Genomic DNA, 13,715 nt, shown 5'->3' with positions numbered 1-13,715 from the left:
ATGCCACGTTCGGCCAATTCCGCCACCAATCCGCGTGTCGTGAACGGGCTGGATCGGCAGCGTTCACGCAACCAGTCGGCCCGCTCGCCCGACAGAGTTCGCTTCTTGCCTCCGCCGGCGCGGCCAGGCTCAAGCGAGCCGGTCTCGGCAAGGCGTCGCTTCCATTTCGAAACGCAGGAGGGAGCAATCGAAAGTGCGGCCGCGATCGACCGCGTCGTCTCCCCGGCACTCAATCGGACCAACGCACGCTCGCGAAGGTCTGCGGAATAGGGTCGCGTCATCCATGCCGGCCATCCTTTCCCGGCATGCATAGGGAATCACATTTCCGCTGATTTGCGAATCCCGATTCCGGAAAATTGCAGCACGCTCTAGATGCGCAAACCCGGAATGGCGAGTGGATTGTCGGACAGCGCCTGACGATCCGGCGTGTCGATCCGCGGCTTGCCGAGGAAGGCGTCAAAGAGATCCTTCACGAAGGCCTCGGGCAGGTCCTTGGTGATCAGCACCATGCGCGTGCGCCGGTCTTGCGGATCCGGCCACGCCGGCAGCCGCACCGGCGGGTGGAAGATGCTCTGGACGCCGTGCAGCACCAGCGGCCGTTCCGGCCGGTCGGAGACGGATACGATCGCCTTCATCCGTAGCAGCTTTTCGCCATGGGCCGAGCGCAAGAGATCGACGAACATTTCGAGCGCCATCGGATCGATCGGCTTCTCTTCGACGATGGAGAAAGACCGGATCGAGGCATCGTGACGATTGACGTCGTGCGGATCCTGACCCGCATGGCCGTGATCATGGCGGTGGCCGTGGTGATGGTGATCGCCATCGTGATCATGATCGTGGCCGTGAGTGTGGTGATGCGTCTCGTGCGCATCCTCGTCCTGCAGCCAGCGGCCGACATCGGCGATCTTCGTCGTGGGATCATAGAGACCGTTGACCAGGAGCGCGGCGCTGCCGGCCTCGGCGCCGTCGGCATCCATCATCGCCGCGCGCGGATTGAGCGTCCGCAGGCGCTGTTCCAGCTCCGCCGTCCCGCCGGCCATCGATGTCTTCGAGACGATCAGCCGGTCTGCGACGGCCGCCTGCTTGCGTGCTTCCTCGTGATTGTCGAGCGTCTGCAGCCCGTTCACTGCGTCGACGACCGTCACGACACCGTCGAGTTCGAAATTCGTGGCGATGACCGGATTGCCCATGATCGCCTGCATGACGGGCGCCGGATCGGCAAGGCCGGTGGTTTCGATGACGACGCGCTTCACCGGCTTGACGCGGCCCGTCTGCACGGCATCCATCAGGTTCGCCAGCGTATCGACAAGCTCGCCGCGCACCGTGCAGCAGAGGCAGCCGTCGGACAATTCGATGATCGAGTCGCCGGAACTTTCGACCAGCAGATGGTCGATGCCGACATCGCCGAATTCATTGATGATGACAGCCGCATCCTTCATCTCGGGGTCTTTGAGGATGCGGTTCAGCAGCGTCGATTTGCCGGCGCCGAGAAAGCCGGTCAGGATGGTGACCGGAATCCTGTCGTTAAACGCGCTCATATCTGCCTTACCTTAGAAGCCCATCTTGTCTTAGAACGCGGTCGGACGCGGCAGCGGCACCGGCACGTTGGCGATGCCGCCGGCCGTATCGCCGGTCGCGACCTTTTCCGGCTGCTGAGGCGGCTGCGGGTCCTGCCCTGGGATGAGGCCGGCGAAGACGAATTGCGGGTCGTGGTCCATTTCCAGAATATAGGGCGAGTGCACCTTCATGCGGCCGACCTCGTCTCGCGTTTCGCTGCGCACCTTGGCGCCCTTGGCGCTGCAGATATCGGCGGTAATGTCGGTCACCTGGTCTTGTCCCAGGCCGTAGGGCTTCAGCGAGCCGAGCGTGTCGCTGCCGGGAAACTGCGTCGTAAAGCCCTTCTGCAACAGGTTCGCCGTCGCATCGGCACGCGCCGCGAGACTGTCCGTGCCGAGCACGACGGAAACAAGCGTACGGCCGTTGCGCGTCGCCGAACCGATCTGGTTGAAGCCCGAGGCGCAGATGAAGCCGGTCTTCATGCCGTCGGCACCGGCGAAACGGCCGATCAGCATATTGAGGTTCGGCACGTTCTGCTGGCCGGTGGTGAAGCCCTCGAGCGCGAAATAGCTGGCATATTGCGGAAAGTCGCGACGCAGCGCCACCGTCAGCACCGCTAGGTCGCGCGCCGTCGTATACTGGCCTTTGCCGGGCAGGCCGTTCGGATTGACGAAGTGCGAATCCGTCATGCCGAGCTTCAGCGCCTCGCCGTTCATCCGGGTCACGAAACCTTCCTGCGTACCGCCGACGGCTTCTGCGACCGCAACCGCAATGTCGTTGGCCGATTTCACCATCAGGATCTTCAAGGCACTGTCGAGCGTCAGCTTCTGGCCCGGCTTGAAATACATCTTGGCGGCCGGTTGGGCGGCGGCGCGTTTGCTGATGACGATGGGTGTATCGAGGCTGATCTGACCGGCGCGGATCGCATCGAAGACCGTATAGACGGTCATCAGCTTGGTGAGCGAGGCCGGATACCACTTGCGGAAGGCTTCTTCGTGTTCGAGGACGCGGCCTGTCTGCACGTCGACGAGAATATGCGGATTGGCCTGCACGAGCGAAACGGAGGCGACAAAAGCGGCAGTCGCGGCAATCATGAAACGAAACGGCCGCTTGGCGGCAAACAAACGGAAGTGGCTCGTCGACACGGTTCGTCCTTCAGATGTCCGGAAAATCTCGCAACCTTCATCTATCTAGCCTATATGGCTATGACATGGCAAAGGTCATTGACGAAGTAATTTGCACGGGCCTCACGCCCTTTTGAAGTGATGAACGATTGTCGGGATTTGATAACAGGAAAGCCAATATGCCGATTTTGAACAGAGCCGCCGAATTGCAGGACGAAGTCGCCGAATGGCGCCGCCATATCCATGCCCGGCCCGAGCTTCTTTTCGCGGTGGAAAACACGGCTGCTTTCGTCGCTGAAAAACTCAAGGAATTCGGGGTCGACGAGATCGTCACCGGCATCGGCCGCACCGGCGTCGTCGGCCTGATCAAGGGCAAGGGCGAAGGCCGCCGCACGATCGGCCTGCGCGCCGACATGGATGCCCTGCCGCTGACCGAAGTCACCGGCAAGCCCTGGGCTTCGAAGACACCCGGCAAGATGCATGCCTGCGGCCATGACGGCCATACCGCCATGCTGCTCGGCGCTGCGAAATATCTCGCCGAAACCCGCAATTTCAACGGCAATGTCGCCGTCATCTTCCAGCCCGCCGAAGAAGGCGGCGGCGGCGGCAATCTGATGGTCAAGGATGGCATGATGGAGCGCTTCGGCATCGAAGAGGTCTACGGCATGCACAACCTGCCGGGCCTGCCTGTCGGACAGTTTGCGATCCGCAAGGGCGCCATCATGGCGGCAACCGACGAGTTCACCGTCACCATCAAGGGCCGCGGCGGCCACGCCGCCCAGCCGCACCGGACGATCGACCCGATCGCCATCAGCGCCCAGATCGTCAGCAATCTGCAGATGATCGCCTCGCGCACCGCCGATCCGATCAGCTCTGTCGTCGTCTCGGTGACCAAGTTCAATGCCGGTTTCGCCCATAACGTCATCCCCAATGACGCGACTTTCGCCGGCACCGTCCGCACCCTCGACAGCGAGGTGCGCACGCTCGCCGAAAAACGCTTCCGGCAGATCGTCGAAGGCCTGGTCGCAGCCCATGGCGCCGAGGCCGAGATCAGCTTCAATCGCAATTATCCCGTCACCGTCAACCATCCCGATGAGACCGAGCATGCCGTCGCCACTGCGAGCGCCATTGCCGGCGAGGCAAACGTCAATGCCGAAATCGATCCGATGATGGGCGGCGAGGACTTCTCCTACATGCTGAACGCCCGTCCCGGCGCCTTCATCTTCATCGGCAACGGAGACAGCGCCGGCCTCCACAACCCGGCCTACGACTTCAACGACGAAGCCATCGCCCACGGCATCTCCTACTGGGTCCGCCTCGCCGAACAACGCCTCGGCCTTTGACGAGAATTAAGGCTTGGCTTCGCGCCAAGCCTTTTGTATGCATGGCATCTAGTGGTCCCGTAGCTCAGCAGGATAGAGCACCAGATTCCTAATCTGGGGGTCGCGCGTTCGAATCGCGCCGGGATCACCATCCAAATCAAGTGCTTAGCACTGATTTTCCGTCATTCTGTGGCGCATTCATGTTGCAACCGCTCGCATTGGTTTACAGTCATTTCAAAGAGCTAGCGGCAAATCCATGCAACATGCGGTGCAACATGGAAGCCGCGAATCTCTCAAACGCTTCTCGCCGGCACCCATGCAGTTGGTCCATCGAGTACCGCCGCGGACTCACGAAGCCTGCCGAGGTTTGAACACAAGACGTGCTGTAAACCTGAAACCCCATCAAGCTCAGTATTCCGGGTTCCATCGGCACGCGTGTAATCCATTTCGCACACAATATCCAAAGCTGCGAGTTCGACAAGATTGACCAGATCATAGAAAATTGCGCTGAAATGCTGCGCCCGGCCAGCGGTTCTTGCTTGAAAGGGCTGTAATCTAGATCACCGAAAAAGACGACGGGCGATCTGGACTCCGCCGGTGCTACAAGAGATCGGAGCCAAGCTGCTCCGGGAGGGATTCGCCCGGACATGGAGCCCCGCTCAACGAAACGATTGGTGTGATTAACCCACGAAATACTTCGTGTTTGCGATCCTGCTTGATCAGGCGCCATTCAGCCCTACCCTTCGCTTGCCGGGGAAATGAGGCTGTCATGATCCCATCTCCAATTGCACAGGCGCAGAACGTGCTGAATGACGCCGAAGTGGCCCTCTGCCAAAGGGTCTTCGATCACGTGGCATCGGCGAAAAAGATCACCTCGGACCCGCAGCGCCAGGACCTAGCCTCTCGGATCATTCAGTCTTATCAGCACGGCTTAAAGGATGAGGACAGTTTGTTGAGCCTGCTTATTGATTTTCGATAGTAGAGCCAGACCACGTACCCCACGCCCCCTTCAATCTTGCCGGTCTTTGATCGTCTGACGACGGGGACCCAAGAAGACGTTCGTACTCGGCTTCCGGGGCGCCGTAACAACCATCGGCAACATCGAGGAGAACTTGGCGGTTTAAAATCTGGACGTTCCCTCGCGTCGACCTAATGGCGCGCATGCCCTCGAGGATATGCAGATGGTCGGTGACACCGGACCGCCTGACACCAAGCATTAATGCCAGAAACTCGTGAGTAACGGGCATAGTGTCCACGAGAAGACGGTCATGGCACATAAGCAGCCATCTCGCGAGACGCTGATGCATGTTGTATCGGCCCGCCGCCAGAGCCGAGTAAGCCAGTTGCAGCTCCCGCGTGTGAACATAGCGGAGAAACATCAGGCGAGTTGCTTCGTCGCGCAAGAGCGGCAGGAAGCGGCTGGTGGGCAGTTCAATGCCGTCCCCTGAAACCTGCATGAAAGCGCGGTTTGGCATCCGATCGACGCCGAGCACCACCGGATATCCGCTCATCCCCTCGTATCCAATCTGACCCACCTCGATGCCTGTTCCGTTTGGAGCCACGGCCACCATTGAAGCTAAGCCGCTCTCAATAAAACAAACGCGCTCAATGGGTTGATTAGGTTCAACCAAAGACCGGCGGACCGGAAGATCAACGCGATTCAGGTCTGATGCGATATGCTCAAAAGCCTCCTCTCGAAGCCTTCGCAGCAACTTGTTCCTGGTATTTTTTTGCGCAATTTTTGTCACAGCGTCACGCCTCCCTGTGTCTGCGTTGGCATAGTCATTTGCCGATTCAGACCCATTCGCCCTCTTAAACGCACGAGCGAGGCAATCGATACCGTTTTAATCCCAATTGCTAATATGCTCCACCCCAGCGGAACCTGCATGCGAAAAATCGGTTTGGCGACAAACTGCAGGGAATTGCCACCTGTGTAAGCCTGGCCTGGAAGCCTCATTCTCAGCCGCCACGTGCAGGTGATTGCCAGACGTGGAACGACTGGAGATGGGGAGTGCATTGCCCACCTATTATTTTCACATCAAACACGCTGACCACATCGTGCTCGACCCAGACGGTGAGATGTTCCTTGACTTGAACGCAGCAAGAGAAGAGGCAGGCGAAGCCCTCAGAGAACTAGTTGGCAGGGCCATCTTATCCAATCAGAAGGAACTCCCGCAGGCGATCGAGATTCGGGACGTCCATGGTCATCTGGCTGCCGAAGTTCATATCGATGCAGCAATACCCCAGATCGCGCATCGAAAACGAGATCGATAGCGCTGCTATCCCAATCTTCAGTTGATCCTCAACCAGTGCCGCAGCCACGCAACCGCTCCATCGCTCGCCCAGGTGATGGTCGCGCCGGCCGTAAGCCCAGCGAGTGCGATTATCCCAGAGATGCCAACGAAGTGAACGGTCACGCTAAACCTGAGCAACTGAGGGCGGCGATTATTCGCGCCGCGGATGAAGCTGGCGGAACGACCATCGCCGTTCTTCATTGAGCTGGGCAGAGCATCTTGCGGCGGCCGCTTGCTTTAATTCGTCTGCTTCGGCACATGCTGCCGGAGGAATGGAAGCACTGATCTCGTCTTGAAGATGGGCAGCAGGGCGCCTGACCTCCGGTATTGGCTCACGGCAGCTGACGATAGGCTCGTCGTCCGCGGCCAACGCGTCGCGCCCCCCATCCCAGCAGCGCCGCCGCAACCGATCCGCCGACAAAACCGATCGCGCCCCAGACCAGTCCGGCGAAGCTGACCGGCAGGCCAGGCACGAAGTCGCGCCAGGTATTGGCGAAAACCACATCATCCGCATTCCTCAGCAGCACGAAGGGCTTGGCGACAGGAGCGGCGGTGCCGAGTTTCAGTTGCTGCGACTGCAGCGTTTCATAACGGGTGATCGTGCTTTGCATGGAAATGCCGCGGTCGCGCAGGAAATCGTCGGAAGATTGCGCATAGGCGTTCAGCGCCTGCTGGCGGTCGAGCTGGTGCTGAGCGGCTTGGCGGTTGAAGTCTTCGACGATGACACGCAGCTCATCGATCGCGCCGCCGATCCGCTGGCGATATTGTTGCGCAAATTCCGGCGCCTGCGAAAACACCGTGCCGCCGGCAAGACCGGCAACAATGGCGATGATCCTTGCAATCTGTCCCACGATCGTGGCCTCCGGCTGTTCCCTGCGCTAACGATCCGCAGCCGCAAAGGTTTCTGCCTTCGACACAATCGGTAACGCTATGTGATTGAACCGGCGGCGCTTCCGGCGAGTTGAAACTATGACCAACTCAGAAAGAGAGGCTCGTCATGAAACAGTTCATTCTTGCTTGCACGCTCGCTGCAGCGTCCGTCCTTTCCGCCATGCCGTCCCAGGCGGCCAGCGTGACTATCACCACCGATAACCCGCGTCCTTATTATACCGATTCGGAGCGCCCCTATTATCGCCACCGGCCCTACTACCGCCATCACATGATGCGCCGCGTCTCCGAGGATTGCTTCACCAAGACGGAAAGAATCCGCCGTCACGGCCATACGATCATCAAGGAGACCCGGATCTGCCGATAAGGCAGTGTCTAGGCACGAAAAGCCCGGCCGCTCCTCCCCTGGTCGGGCTTTTCCTCTGATTTCGCCATGAGGAACTTCGCGACATCGGCCGCGTTTATCGCGAAAACGGGAGAACGCATCATGCGTATCAAGATGACTCTTTTGGCAATCGCCTATGTCGCCGTCAGCGCTCTGCTGCTCGCCATCGCCTATCAGCCGCAGGGGCCGGTGGCCACAGCGAAGACCGATCGACCGGCCGGTTCATCCTTCCTCGTCGAGCGCTTCGCCGGTTGATCGGCCAAGCGCCGGCGTAAAGGCGCCGGCAAGGCCGGCGCGCTCGCAAGCGAGACAGGTTTCGATAATATCAATGCGGGCTGCCGACGGCAGACCCGCTGAGCAGGATTCGGTTCTGCACCGCATTGACGCCTTCGACCGCCCTGGCGACAGCGGTTGCCCGTTCGATCTCCCCGACCGTACCGACCGTGCCTGTCAATACGACCTGACCTTCCTCCATCGTCACTTCCACATCCGAGGCATCGATGCCGCCGGCGATTGCCAATGCATTGGCGACGGCGGCCTCGAGAGATGCGCGATTGGCGATCTCCGCTTCCATTTCGGGCGCAAGTCCGTGAAATGTCGGCTCTTTGAAAACCATATTCCGTTCCTCCGAAAGATCTGAAGAAGAAACGCCATCGGCCCCGTTTGGTTTCCTGCGTTACCAGCTGACGCGATAGCGGAGATTGACGCTGCCGGCCTCATCGGGCGAGAACGGATTGCTGACCGAGGCATCGAGGTTGAGATTCGGCAGGATCGCCTGGTTGACCGCCACCGTGCTCGAGAAGTCGCCGCTGGCATTGCTGACGCCTGCGCCGGCCGAAAGCGAGGTTCCGGTCCAGGGATAGATCAGCTTCAGCGCCTGCGATGCCGTTACCGAAGTCTCCCTGGCATCGACCGGGTCGTAACGGACGCTGAGGGAGCGGCTCGATTGCATGTCGAGCGAGTCCGACAGGATCCAGCTGCGCGAGCGGCTGAGCGTCAGAGCGCCGCTGCCGCGCAGCGTATCGACGCTGACCCTGGCGCCCCGCTGCGATTGACCCGCCGGCGTAACGGTCGTCTTGCTGATCCTGCCCCAGAGCATGGCCTGTTCGGAATCTGGCAGCGGCGCACCGGCTTTTGTTGCTGCCAATGCGAGGTCGGCGCCGGCGCTCGTCTCCCATTCGGCCGGCAGACGAAAACCCATCGTCGCCTTGTACGACCGATCCGAGACCTTGGCAGGCGACCAGATCAGCAGGTCGTCCGCCTTCGCAGCCGCGCTCAGCGGAGGCAGGATGGCGAAAAGAAGGATGGCTATTCTGAATGTCGTCATGTGATCCGATCGTTTTGACCTGACACGTGCCGGCTCATCGAACGGCACGATACCGCACCAAAGTGCTCGCAGCGAACGCGAACGGGCAGCACGGCCAAGCCGTTCATCCCGATGTCATCCTCGATTTAATGTTGGCCGAAAAAGCCGAGGGCAGCCAAGTGCCCGTTTTTCAATGGCCGCCGCAGCGCCCCGATAGCCCATGCGCCCAAGACAGGCCGCATGGGAATCACATCCCTTCGGGAATGTCATAAGGATCACATCCCACCGCCGCTCTGTAAACCCCCGAAGGGCTGATATCTGCTGCACCGCACACTTGCCGCACCCTCCAAACCCTAGTAGAGCCTGAGCCTACGAGAGACATTTTCGCGAAATTCCAAATGATGACCGGCAAAACCGCGCCGCGGCGCCTCAGCATCTTCGGCTCAACCGGGTCGATCGGCCGCAATACCCTCAATGTTGTCGAACATCTGGGCGGGCGGGAGAACTTCGAAATTTCCGTTCTGACAGGCAACGGCAATGTCGAGCTGCTCGCCCGGCAGGCCAGATCCTTCGGTGCGCGGCTGGCAGTGACGGCAAACGACCGGCATTATGAAGCGCTGAAGAGCGAACTTTTCGGCAGCGGCATCGCGGTCGCGTCGGGAAAATCCGGCCTGATGGAAGCGGCCGACCGCGATGCCGACTGGGCGATGGCGGCAATCGTCGGCACTGCGGGTCTGGCGCCGACGCTTGCCGCTGCACGCCGTGGCGCCGATATCGCCCTTGCCAACAAGGAATGTCTGGTCTCGGCCGGCGATCTCTTCATCGCTGCGATCCGCGCCGGCGGCGGAAAACTGCTTCCCGTCGACAGCGAGCACAATGCGATTTTCCAGGTGCTGGAAGAAAACCAGCGCCATGCCGTCGAGCGTGTCATCCTGACCGCCTCGGGCGGCCCTTTCCGTACCGCTTCGTTGAAGGAGATGGCCGATGTGACGGTGGAAACCGCGCGCGCCCATCCGAACTGGTCGATGGGCTTGAAGATCTCGATCGACAGCGCCTCGATGTTCAACAAGGCGCTGGAGATGATCGAAGCCCGCCACCTTTTCGGGCTGAGGCCCGAACAGATCGAGGTGATTTTCCATCCGCAGTCGATCATCCATTCCATGGTCGGTTATACCGACGGTTCGGTGCTGGCGCAGCTCGGCGCGCCTGACATGCGCACCGCCATCGGTTACGCGCTGTCCTTCCCGCGCCGGCCGAACTTGCCGGTCGAGCGGCTGGATTTCGCCAGACTCGCGCGGCTCGATTTCGAGGCGCCGGATGAGGTGCGGTTCCCCGCCTTGCGGCTGGCGCGCCTTGCGATGACGCGCGGCGGCGTTCAGGGCGCGGTGCTGAACGGCGCCAAGGAAGTAGCGCTCGAAGCCTTCATCGAAGGGCGCCTGTCCTTCCTCGCCATGGCCGAGGTCACCGAGAGGGTCATGGACGAACTGGCCGGCCTGCCGCCGGCTGCCGGCATGGACGACGTTTTCAACGCCGACAGGCAAGCCCGGCAACGGGCGGCAAAGCTGATGAAACTCGATCTCGTCGGGTGAGGGCTCGGGCGGCTGCAGAGCAATTCCAGGAAAAGTGCGAAGCGGTTTTCCCAGGCAAAGCGCAAAGCGCTTTTGCCGGGAATTGCGTAAATCCAAAAAGTTAGAGCGGTTCAGCACTTCCGTGAAAACCTGAACCGCTCTATCGCAGCCGATTGCCGCCCTCATCGAACAATCGGCAATTCGACGGCTCGAACTGCAGGCTGACCTCTTCGCCGGCCGCAATGCTGGTCGGCGACCGGTGCTCGACGGTGAGCGACTGGCCATCGCAGAGCTGGCAGTAGAGATACTGCGTTCCGCCGAGATACTCGGAAAAATCGACCCTTGCCGTAAGGCCGCCAGTCAGCTCGGGCGCCACTTTCAGATGCTCCGGCCGCAGACCGAGCGTCACGGCCGCACCGGCCGGCCTGTCTTTCGGCAGCAGGCCACTTTCGACGCGCCCGCCGGCAACGTCGACCAGGCCGTCTTCGCTCCATCGGGCATTCAGGAGATTCATCCTCGGCGAGCCGATGAAGCCCGCCACGAATGTATTCGAAGGATTCTCGTAGATTTCCCGCGGTGTCCCGGCCTGCTCGACGCGGCCGTCGCGCAACACGACGATCTTGTCGGCGAGCGTCATCGCCTCGGTCTGATCATGCGTGACATAGATCATCGTGTTGCCGAGCTCGCGATGAAGGCGGGCGATCTCGATGCGCATGGAAACGCGCAGTTCCGCATCGAGATTGGACAGCGGTTCGTCGAACAGGAAAACATCGGGCTCGCGCACGATCGCTCGCCCGATCGCCACACGCTGGCGCTGGCCGCCGGAAAGCTGGCCGGGCCGCCGGTCGAGCAGATGGTCGATCTTCAGGATCGCGGAGGCTGCCTTGACGCGCGTCTCGATCTCGGCGGCATTCGTACGCGCCATCTTCAGTCCGAAGGCCAGGTTGTCGCGCACGCTCATATGCGGATAGAGCGCGTAGGATTGGAAGACCATGGCGATGCCGCGCTCGGATGGATCGAGGTCGGTGACAACACGTCCCTTGATCTCGATCTCCCCATCGGTCACGTCCTCAAGACCCGCGATCATGCGAAGCAGCGTCGATTTTCCGCAGCCGGACGGACCGACGAAGACGACGAAATCGCCCTCCTCGATCGTCAGGTCGATGCCGTGGACCACCGGCAGATTGCCATAGCTTTTTCGCACGTCCTGAAGGACGACGCTCTTGTTACCCATACCGTTCGTCATCCCCAAACGACCTACTTGTCCGCCTGGACCCAGACGAGCATCTCTCCGGGCGCGCGGTTGTCCCAGAGATGATAGGGCACGAAGCGCGCGGTGGCGACCCGCCTTTCGGCCGGCGCCTTGCGATAGAGCGAAGTGCCCCAATTCGATGTTTCCTCACGCTCAACCTTGAGATCGAGTGCGACGGCATCATTGAGGTCCTTCAGCAGGACGGTTTCGGCGGCCGGGAGTTCGCGAGGCAGAACGATGGCGTTGAGGTCTTTGCCATTGTCCGTTGTTTCCACACAATAGACGAGGGGGCCGCGCATCAAGGCGACACGGCCGGCATCCTGGCGCACTTTCGGGTTTGCATATTGCGGGCGAAGCGCCAGCGGCAGGTAGAGGGCGACGCGATCGCCGTCCGCCCATTCGCGGTCGATCCTGGCATACCCGTCGCGGACATGGGCGCCGAGCTCGAGCATCGTCCCGTTGACGCTGAGGGTTGCGCCCTCCGCCCAGTCCGGAATGCGCAGCGACAGTGCAAACTGAGCCGGTTTTGTCAGCCTGGCCGTGAAGGCAACGGCGCCGTCCCACGGATAGTTGGTGCTCTGCTCCAACGCCACCTCGGCGCCATTGGCAAGCTTCAGCCGGGCGGTGCTTTCGCCATAGAGATGCACGGCGATCTCATCGTCGGCAACCGCATACATGTATGAGCCGATCGACGTCACCAGACGGGCGATGTTCGGCGGGCAGCACGGGCAATGGTGCCATTTCCAGCGATGGTGCTTGCCCGCACTTTCCAGCGGATTGTCATAGAAGAAGGTCTTGCCGTCGGTGGAAAGACCCGGCAGCGCGCCGTTATAGAGCGCCTGCTCCATGATGTCGGCGTAACGCCGGTCCGGCCCGCGCCCGAGCATGCGGCTTGCCCAGAAGACCAGGCCGACGGAGGCGCAGGTTTCCGCATAGGCCGTGTCGTTGGGCAGATCGTAATAATCGGTGAAGCCTTCGTTGGAGGCGGCCGGGCCGATGCCGCCGGTGATGTACATCTGCTTGGTGGTCAGATCGTCCCAGAGCGTTTCGAGCGCCGCCGTCAGGCTGTCGTCCTTATATTCGGTGGCGATGTCGGCCATGCCGGAATAGAGGTACATGGCGCGCACGGCATGGCCGACGACCTTCGTCTGTTCGCGTACCGGCAGGTGCGCCTGTCCATATTCATAGGTCTTCTGATGGAAGTCGGCAGCGCTGCGGCCGTCGCGAGCGGCCTCCGCCGTGAAAAAGTGGGGCTCGGTGCCGCGTTCGTCGATGAAGAATTTCGAGAGGTCGAGATATTTCTTCTCGCCGGTCACGCGGGCAAGCTTGACCAGCGCCAGCTCGATTTCCTCATGGCCGCAATAGCCTGGTATTTGACCCTCGCCATGGCCGAAAACCTTGATCATGTAATCGGCGTAGCGGCACATGATATCGAGCAGCTTTCGCTTGCCGGTCGCCTGATAATAGGCGACCGCGGCTTCCATCAGATGGCCGGCGCAATAGAGCTCGTGATGGTCGCGCAGGTTGGTCCAGCGGCGGGATGGCTCGACGCGCTGGAACCAGGCGTTCAGATAACCATCCTTGTCCTGCATCTTCTCATACATGTCGATGATCTCATCGGCGCGCGCCTCCAGCTTCGGGTTCGGCCGGCGATAAAGCGAATAGGCGATGGTCTCGATCGACTTGCCAAGATCCGAATCCCAGAACATCTGCGTCGTGCCGCCCCAGGGCTGGATCGGAATGACGACGCCGGGGCTCGGCTGGCTGACGTCGATCGCCTTCAGCATACCGGCCTCGACGCAGCGGTCGAGCAAGGTTTCAGCGGTGGAATTGCAGACGGCGTCCTGCCATTTGCCCCAGAAGCCGCCGAGCTCGACATCGGGAACGGCGACGGGACGAAACTGGCGGTCGTTGCTTGATTTGGTCATGGGCTCTACCTTGAGCATGATGCCGGAAAGTGTGAGCGGTTTTCGGACGACATCATGTTCTAACTATTTAATTTAGAACAGGATTCAGATT

15 protein-coding genes, 1 tRNA gene and 1 pseudogene are annotated in these 13,715 nt (G+C 60.8%); 7 read left to right on the top strand and 10 right to left on the bottom strand.

Translation table 11 applies throughout. The annotated features are described in order from the left end of the window. From GGD53_RS07405 to GGD53_RS07395, 3 genes are all read right to left on the bottom strand, one after another. A partial coding sequence (locus tag GGD53_RS07405) for a helix-turn-helix domain-containing protein (RefSeq protein ID WP_246717712.1) occupies positions 1-281 on the bottom strand: 281 nt, incomplete at its 3' end. An 87-nt stretch (positions 282-368) separates the two neighbouring features. After that, positions 369-1,538: a CobW family GTP-binding protein gene (locus tag GGD53_RS07400; RefSeq protein ID WP_184454843.1), complete on the bottom strand. Its 1,170-nt coding sequence runs from the start codon at positions 1,536-1,538 to the stop codon at positions 369-371. Positions 1,539-1,568: 30 nt separating this feature from the next. Beyond that, entirely contained in the window at positions 1,569-2,702 is a 1,134-nt protein-coding gene (locus GGD53_RS07395; RefSeq protein ID WP_184454842.1) for a serine hydrolase, read from the bottom strand. A gap of 158 nt (positions 2,703-2,860) precedes the next feature. Here GGD53_RS07395 and GGD53_RS07390 point away from each other — a divergent pair, with 158 nt between their 5' ends. The 3 genes from GGD53_RS07390 to GGD53_RS07380 all read left to right on the top strand — a co-directional run bounded on the left by GGD53_RS07390 (position 2,861) and on the right by GGD53_RS07380 (position 4,982). Further along, entirely contained in the window at positions 2,861-4,024 is a 1,164-nt protein-coding gene (locus GGD53_RS07390; protein WP_184454841.1) for a M20 aminoacylase family protein, read from the top strand. Between the two features lie 53 nt (positions 4,025-4,077). Then, positions 4,078-4,154: transfer RNA gene (locus GGD53_RS07385), tRNA-Arg, on the top strand. A gap of 618 nt (positions 4,155-4,772) precedes the next feature. Beyond that, complete coding sequence (locus GGD53_RS07380; protein ID WP_184454840.1) at positions 4,773-4,982, top strand: hypothetical protein; 210 nt, start codon at positions 4,773-4,775, stop codon at positions 4,980-4,982. Here GGD53_RS07380 and GGD53_RS07375 read toward each other — a convergent pair. Further along, positions 4,966-5,751 (bottom strand): helix-turn-helix domain-containing protein, encoded by a 786-nt coding sequence (locus tag GGD53_RS07375; RefSeq protein ID WP_184454839.1) that lies wholly within the window; start codon positions 5,749-5,751, stop codon positions 4,966-4,968. The two genes, GGD53_RS07380 and GGD53_RS07375, sit on opposite strands and share 17 nt — an antisense overlap. 241 nt (positions 5,752-5,992) lie before the next feature. On the opposite strand from GGD53_RS07375, the gene GGD53_RS07370 reads away from it, so the two are divergent. Beyond that, positions 5,993-6,277, top strand: a complete 285-nt coding sequence (locus tag GGD53_RS07370; protein WP_184454838.1) for a DUF6894 family protein — start codon at positions 5,993-5,995, stop codon at positions 6,275-6,277. Positions 6,278-6,294: 17 nt separating this feature from the next. Here GGD53_RS07370 and GGD53_RS32360 read toward each other — a convergent pair. Beyond that, positions 6,295-6,402, bottom strand: a pseudogene (locus GGD53_RS32360) (DUF1515 domain-containing protein); the annotation flags it as partial. A 227-nt stretch (positions 6,403-6,629) separates the two neighbouring features. After that, entirely contained in the window at positions 6,630-7,148 is a 519-nt protein-coding gene (locus tag GGD53_RS07365; RefSeq protein ID WP_184454837.1) for a DUF2937 family protein, read from the bottom strand. 146 nt (positions 7,149-7,294) lie between these two features. Here GGD53_RS07365 and GGD53_RS07360 point away from each other — a divergent pair, with 146 nt between their 5' ends. Together GGD53_RS07360 and GGD53_RS07355 are read left to right on the top strand one after the other, a co-directional pair. Further along, a complete protein-coding gene (locus GGD53_RS07360) occupies positions 7,295-7,552 on the top strand; it encodes a hypothetical protein (RefSeq protein WP_184454836.1) in 258 nt (85 codons plus the stop codon). 120 nt (positions 7,553-7,672) lie between these two features. Continuing rightward, the gene (locus GGD53_RS07355; protein WP_184454835.1) at positions 7,673-7,825 is read left to right on the top strand and encodes a hypothetical protein; all 153 of its coding nucleotides are present in this window, start codon (positions 7,673-7,675) and stop codon (positions 7,823-7,825) included. 70 nt (positions 7,826-7,895) lie between these two features. On the opposite strand, the gene GGD53_RS07350 is transcribed toward GGD53_RS07355, so the two are convergent. Together GGD53_RS07350 and GGD53_RS07345 are read right to left on the bottom strand one after the other, a co-directional pair. Further along, complete coding sequence (locus GGD53_RS07350; RefSeq protein ID WP_184454834.1) at positions 7,896-8,186, bottom strand: BON domain-containing protein; 291 nt, start codon at positions 8,184-8,186, stop codon at positions 7,896-7,898. A 60-nt stretch (positions 8,187-8,246) separates the two neighbouring features. Next, positions 8,247-8,897 carry a hypothetical protein gene (locus GGD53_RS07345; protein WP_184454833.1) on the bottom strand — a complete coding sequence of 217 codons (651 nt, stop codon included), beginning with the start codon at positions 8,895-8,897 and terminating at the stop codon, positions 8,247-8,249. Between the two features lie 377 nt (positions 8,898-9,274). Between GGD53_RS07345 and dxr the strand changes: the two genes are divergently transcribed. Beyond that, the gene (dxr, locus tag GGD53_RS07340; protein WP_184454832.1) at positions 9,275-10,465 is read left to right on the top strand and encodes a 1-deoxy-D-xylulose-5-phosphate reductoisomerase; all 1,191 of its coding nucleotides are present in this window, start codon (positions 9,275-9,277) and stop codon (positions 10,463-10,465) included. Between the two features lie 139 nt (positions 10,466-10,604). On the opposite strand, the gene GGD53_RS07335 is transcribed toward dxr, so the two are convergent. Further along, a complete protein-coding gene (locus GGD53_RS07335) occupies positions 10,605-11,690 on the bottom strand; it encodes an ABC transporter ATP-binding protein (protein WP_184454831.1) in 1,086 nt (361 codons plus the stop codon). A gap of 11 nt (positions 11,691-11,701) precedes the next feature. After that, on the bottom strand, positions 11,702-13,624 hold the full coding sequence (locus tag GGD53_RS07330; RefSeq protein ID WP_184454830.1) for a glycoside hydrolase family 127 protein: 1,923 nt from the start codon (positions 13,622-13,624) through the stop codon (positions 11,702-11,704). Positions 13,625-13,715: the final 91 nt, after the last annotated feature.

Source organism: Rhizobium aethiopicum, assembly GCF_014197535.1.
Taxonomy (GTDB): domain Bacteria; phylum Pseudomonadota; class Alphaproteobacteria; order Rhizobiales; family Rhizobiaceae; genus Rhizobium; species Rhizobium aethiopicum_A.
The sequence above is the reverse complement of the archived record's forward strand: the minus strand, read 5'-3'. Positions and strand labels throughout refer to the sequence as shown.

Bases quoted from the DNA above. Each gene is read 5' to 3' on its own strand.
- GGD53_RS07345 (WP_184454833.1), bottom strand. From the start codon at position 8,897: ATGACGACATTCAGAATAGCCATCCTTCTTTTCGCCATCCTGCCTCCG.
- GGD53_RS07390 (WP_184454841.1), top strand. From the start codon at position 2,861: ATGCCGATTTTGAACAGAGCCGCCGAATTGCAGGACGAAGTCGCCGAA.
- GGD53_RS07330 (WP_184454830.1), bottom strand. From the start codon at position 13,624: ATGACCAAATCAAGCAACGACCGCCAGTTTCGTCCCGTCGCCGTTCCC.
- GGD53_RS07335 (WP_184454831.1), bottom strand. From the start codon at position 11,690: ATGACGAACGGTATGGGTAACAAGAGCGTCGTCCTTCAGGACGTGCGA.
- GGD53_RS07350 (WP_184454834.1), bottom strand. From the start codon at position 8,186: ATGGTTTTCAAAGAGCCGACATTTCACGGACTTGCGCCCGAAATGGAA.
- GGD53_RS07400 (WP_184454843.1), bottom strand. From the start codon at position 1,538: ATGAGCGCGTTTAACGACAGGATTCCGGTCACCATCCTGACCGGCTTT.
- GGD53_RS07360 (WP_184454836.1), top strand. From the start codon at position 7,295: ATGAAACAGTTCATTCTTGCTTGCACGCTCGCTGCAGCGTCCGTCCTT.
- dxr (WP_184454832.1), top strand. From the start codon at position 9,275: ATGATGACCGGCAAAACCGCGCCGCGGCGCCTCAGCATCTTCGGCTCA.
- GGD53_RS07380 (WP_184454840.1), top strand. From the start codon at position 4,773: ATGATCCCATCTCCAATTGCACAGGCGCAGAACGTGCTGAATGACGCC.
- GGD53_RS07355 (WP_184454835.1), top strand. From the start codon at position 7,673: ATGCGTATCAAGATGACTCTTTTGGCAATCGCCTATGTCGCCGTCAGC.